General features: G+C 41.2%; 1 protein-coding gene and 1 pseudogene. One reads left to right on the top strand and one right to left on the bottom strand.

The genetic code is table 11. The annotated features are described in order from the left end of the window. Positions 1 to 259 precede the first annotated feature (259 nt). Complete coding sequence (locus CHU92_RS02205) at positions 260 to 3,973, top strand: Ig-like domain-containing protein (protein ID WP_129582984.1); 3,714 nt, start codon at positions 260 to 262, stop codon at positions 3,971 to 3,973. Between the two features lie 114 nt (positions 3,974 to 4,087). Here the strand turns inward: CHU92_RS02205 and CHU92_RS16280 are convergent. Beyond that, positions 4,088 to 4,227, bottom strand: a pseudogene (locus CHU92_RS16280) (IS1380 family transposase); the annotation flags it as partial. Between the last annotated feature and the right edge of the window lie 131 nt (positions 4,228 to 4,358).

The raw sequence follows: 4,358 nt of genomic DNA, 5'->3' as shown, positions 1-4,358 counted from the left end.
AAATACAATCAGGTGGAGCTTGGAATGGTGGCGCTGCTTCGTGGAACGTAGTGAATAACAATGGCTACCTCCAATTCAAATCTGATGAGGCAAACACGCATAAAATGGCCGGCTTAAGTACTAATAATACAAATGCCGNGGTAATAATCTTATAAAAATACAATCAGGTGGAGCTTGGAATGGTGGCGCTGCTTCGTGGAACGTAGTGAATAACAATGGCTACCTCCAATTCAAATCTGATGAGGCAAACACGCATAAAATGGCCGGCTTAAGTACTAATAATACAAATGCCGATTTCAATACCATACAATATGCCTGGTATCTTCGTGCAGACGGTGTAGTTGAAATTTTTGAAAACGGCACAAGCCGCGGTACTTTTGGCAGTTATAATTCCAGCACAATATTCAGGATTGCTGTAGAAGCAAATGTTGTACGCTATTATACGAATAACACGTTGAGGTATACCAGTAACCTGGCCCCTACATTACCACTTTTGGTTGATGTTTCAATTAATTCTAATGGTGGTACAATTAAAGATGTACAGGTATTTAACAATAATACATTTACTTTTACTGCGTATGCTGAAAATGTAGGTGATAATCCTGTTTACCAATGGAAAGTAAACGGCAGCAATGTAGGCACAAACAGCCTTACTTACACTAACTCAGGATTGCAAACCGGAGATGAAGTAACCTGCGAAGTATTGCCATCATCATCAGGCTGTAATGCCATCACTTATGTTTCGAATAAAATTAAGATGACTACAAGTGCAAATCCGTCCGTACTGCCTATAACCGGTAATACCACCATTTGCCTTAATACCACCGGCACATTAAGCAATGCCACACCGGGCGGTATCTGGGCAAGCAGCAATACCGCAATAGCTACAGTAACCCAGACGGGTGAAGTTTCAGCTTTACAATCCGGTACCGCTACTATCAGCTATACAGTCACAAATGGAAGTTGCTCTACAAGTGTTTTCGCAACTGTAAATGTTTTAAACGCTACACCAAGTGTTACTATAGCTGCGAATAATAATAATATTTGCTCCGGTACCAGTGTTACAGTAACCGCGACAGCAACAAATATTGGAGGCGGTACAGTAACGTATAATTTTAAAGTGAACGGAAGTACTGTACAGTCATCTGCGTCTAATACATTTACTTCAACTACCCTTACCAATAACAGCATTATAACCTGTGATATAACTATTACAGGCGGACAATGCCTTACAGCTACTACTGTTAGTTCAAACTCTCTAACTATTGCTGTACAGTCACTTAATACGCCGGTGGTTACTATAGCTACGGCTGCTTCAACTATTTGTCAGGGTAGTAGTACACAATTTACAGCTACAGCTACTAATACAGGTGGAGGCTTTGTATCCTATAACTTTAAGGTTGGTGGTGTAAGCGTACAAAACGGTCCATCAAACACTTATACAAGTACAGCTTTTAGCAACGGCAACACGGTTACCTGTGATATTACAGTTACTGGAGGCACTTGCCTTGCCGCAACTACTGCAGTATCTAATACAGTTACTTTAACTGTAACGCCAAGGGTCACACCTACAGTATCAATAGCGGCTAACCAGACTTCTGTATGTATAGGTAACACAGTTACTGTTACAGCAACCGCTACTAATACTGGCAACGGCACTATTACGTATAACTTTAAGAGAAATGGTGCTTCTGTACAGTCAGGTACTAGCAATACTTACACAACATCTACTATAACTAATGGCAATATTATAACCTGTGAAATTACAATAAGTGGCGGAAGCTGTTTAACGGGTTCTTTTGCTACCTCAAATACGCTGACATTCAGTGTCATCAACCCAACTGTGGTATTGACGTCGTCATCGTCGGTAGTATGTTCGGGAGAAAATATACTTTTTAATGCTTCTGCAGCTAATATTACAGGTGTGGGTAGTGTTAGGTATCGTTATTTTGTCAATGATGTGTTGGTGCAAAACCTTCCAACCTCTACTTATAACACCAGTTCCCTTGTTCCAGGCGATATCGTTTACGTTGTAATGGTAGTTAGTGGAGGGCAGTGCCTGTCTTCTGTATCAAAAACATCTAATTCTATTGTGATATCATCAGGCTCTGTAGGTGGTACTGTTACCGGAACTACGCCAAGGATATGCGCCAATACAACACCTGGCCCACTTACCCTTGGTGGAAATATAGGCAGCGTACTGAAATGGCAGTCTGCAGACAATTCAGCTTTTACGGTCAACGTAGCAGATATTAATGTCACCACTACAACTTTACAGTCTGCGCAGATAGGGGCATTATCATCAACAAAATACTTCAGGGCTGTTGTACAGAATAATACATGTGGAATATCATTTTCACAACCTTATGGTGTTCTTATAGAGTCAACAACATGGAACGGTACCCAATGGAGCAACGGGGCGCCTGATGCTAATAAATCGGCAATATTTACAGGTAATTTCACGTCTTCGTCAAATATTGAGGCATGTTCTGCGCAGGTAACTAATGGTGCATCAGTGGTAATTTCAACAGGCAATACTATAACGCTGAGCGGTGCCATTACAGTAGACAGCGGCTCTCTCTTCCGCCTCCAAAACGCAGCTAACTTAATCCAGACATCTGATGTTGCTAACTCAGGAGCTATTGTAGTAGAAAGAAATTCGGTTCCACTGAAAAGGCTTGACTATGTATTATGGTCATCACCTGTTGCCGCGCAAAATCTTGCTGCATTCTCGCCGCTTACATCAAGTAACAGGTTCTACACCTATAATTCTGCAACAAATAATTATGCCAGCGTGGCATCTCCGGCAAGCACTGCTTTCGATGTCGCCAAAGGTTATCTTATAAGGATGCCAAATACTCATCCTGCAAATACGCCAACCATTTTTAACGGGCAGTTTACAGGTGTGCCAAATAATGGAAACTATTCGCATCCGTTGTTCAATGGTGGTGAAGGGCTGCGTTATACGCTTGTGGGTAACCCTTATCCGTCACCAATTAGTGCTGTTACCTTCGCGCAACAAAATGCTGCCAATATAACGGGTACTCTGTATTTTTGGAGGAAAACAAATTCATCTACTAACTCTGCCTATTGTACATGGTCTCCGCTGGGAGGCGGCACAGGAACATTTGTGAGTAACGGTGAAGACCAGGTACAAAATCCCCTGGGCGTTATCCAGACAGGACAGGGCTTCATTGTTGAGGCTACAGCTTCAGGTTCAGTAGTTAATTTTGCAAACTCTCAGCGTGTACCTGATACCAGTAACCAGTTCTTCAGGTTTAGTAACGATGATGAGTCGCACAGGATGTGGCTTAACCTAAGGAACCAGTCGGGAGCGTTTGCACAAACAATGGTTGGTTATTTCACGGGTGCCACAATGATGCACGATGAAGGTATGGAAGGCCTTCTTATACAGGATGGCGCTGTAAAGCTCTCATCACTCATCAATACTAATCTTTATGCAATACAGGCCAGGCCTGTAGACAATAACCAAAATGATATTGTTCCGCTGTTTTATCAGGCTGAAACAGGAGGTAATTATGAGATCGAGTTGGATAATGCAGATGGTATTTTCTCTACGGGAAGCACCCCGATATACCTTCTCGATAAGGACTTGCAAATTGTAACTAATTTAAAAGAAAGTAGCTACACCTTTGCAACAGGATCAGGCTCATTCTATCAGAGGTTTGAAATCCACCTGCAGAATCCTCTTCTTAGTGTGAATGATATTAATAAAAATGCCGCTAAACTGATTGTTTATATCAAAGATGATATATTACATATCAATGCCGGTACGGAATTGTTAGATAATGTACAGCTTTTTGATATTACCGGTAGGTTGTTATACAACACCAAAGGCGTAAATGCTTCTGAAGCAACGATAAACTGTACACCATACGAACATCAGACATTTATTATCAATGCTTCACTAAGCGATGGAAGAAAAGTTTCCACAAAAGTGATATATAATTAAAAAGAGTTATTGTTTTTTTTAGCAATAAGGTGATGTGTTAGTAAGAGGCTTCGGGCATACCGGAGCCTCTTCTTTTTTTAAACCCCGCATTATCAGGGGCTGATTTATCCCAAATTACGCAGTTGAAATTTCTGGAGATGTATCTATTGGATAATCCCAAAGTCCTACGAACCAATTTCTACGTTTTTTTTAGTGAGTGCTATGTTTAATTTCAGGGTGTTTCCCGTTTTTTCAAAATAGGCGCCAATGGCAAATGCGTGGTTTTTCCCGGGTTTTTGATTGGTAATATTTATCACAAACCTGGATTCCCTTATCTATCCCTACCCATAAATCCTGCTGGTCTATTAAGTGCTGTATGGGGTGGGTAAACCTGGCCGTAATATTC

Origin of the sequence: Flavobacterium cyanobacteriorum, from assembly GCF_002251835.1 — a bacterium.
GTDB lineage: Bacteria > Bacteroidota > Bacteroidia > Flavobacteriales > Flavobacteriaceae > Flavobacterium > Flavobacterium cyanobacteriorum.
The sequence above is the reverse complement of the archived record's forward strand: the minus strand, read 5'-3'. Positions and strand labels throughout refer to the sequence as shown.